Raw genomic sequence first — 1,120 nt, 5'->3', positions numbered from 1 at the left:
CCGTTTTTAACGGGGCTCGTCAGTAGAATTCACGCGGCCCTTTTCAGCTTCTGTGCGGGCGTTACGCCGCCGGGGCCCATATTGGGACGTTCGTTGTTGTAGGCCCAGAGCCACTGCGTGGCAAATTCCTGCGCCTCCTCAATGCTTTCGATGATGTATTGGTCGAGCCACTCATTCCGAACGGTGCGATTGTAGCGCTCGACATACGCATTTTGTTGTGGCTTGCCGGATTGGATATGGCTCAAGGCGATACCTTGGTTGGCAGCCCACTCCATCAGTTTGCCACTGACGTATTCCGGCCCATTATCAACACGAATTGCGAATGGTTTGCCGCGCCATTCGATGATCTGATTGAGGCTGCGGATGACGCGTTCAGCACGCAGCGAGAAGTCTACTTCAATGCCCAAACCTTCGCGGTTGAAGTCGTCCAGGACGTTCAGCAGCCGGAATTGCCTTCCATTCTCCAGCCGGTCGGCCATGGAAACCATGGAGCAGACCATGTTCGGCGCATCTGGCACGGTCAGAGCATCGGGCTTGTCCCGCTTCAACCGCTTGCGCGGCTTGATCCTGAGGTTCAATTCAAGCTCACGATAAATGCGGTAAACGCGTTTATGGTTCCAGTAATGCCCCCCGGACATTGCGCAGATAAAGGAAACACAGGCCGAAGCCCCAGGTCTTCTTTGCCCGCGTCAGTCCGATCAGGAGATCGGCAATCTGCTCGTTCTCGTCGTTCAGCCTGGCGCTGTAACGATAGCAGGTCTCGCTGACACCAAAGGTGCGGCAGGCGAGCGCGATGCTCACCCCTCGCAACGCCACTGCTTTCTCGGCCATCTCCCGGCGTTGAGATGGCCGTGTCACTTTTTTCCAAGAGCCTCTTTGAGCAGCTCCGCCTGCATGCTCATCTCCGCATACATCTTCTTCAGGCGACGGTTGCTCCGCCGGGCAATTGTTTCACTGGATCAATTGCTTTTCCGGCTTCGATCTTCCAGAGCCTTCATCTGGCTGATCATCGAGGCATCCATGCCGCCGTATTGGATCGCCATTTGTAGAATGACGCAGTGCTCATTCCATGTTCCCGGCATAACTCGGGTACAGGAACGCCGCCTTCCGCCTCGCGAAG

General features: G+C 56.2%; 1 pseudogene. It reads right to left on the bottom strand.

The window, feature by feature from the left end:
* Positions 1–29 precede the first annotated feature (29 nt).
* Positions 30–1,120: pseudogene (locus FJQ48_RS12725) on the bottom strand (IS3 family transposase); the annotation flags it as partial.

Origin of the sequence: Ochrobactrum sp. CGA5 (assembly GCF_006345815.1) — a bacterium.
In the GTDB taxonomy this organism is placed as follows: domain Bacteria; phylum Pseudomonadota; class Alphaproteobacteria; order Rhizobiales; family Rhizobiaceae; genus Brucella.
This window is presented reverse-complemented; position numbering and strand designations above follow the sequence as displayed.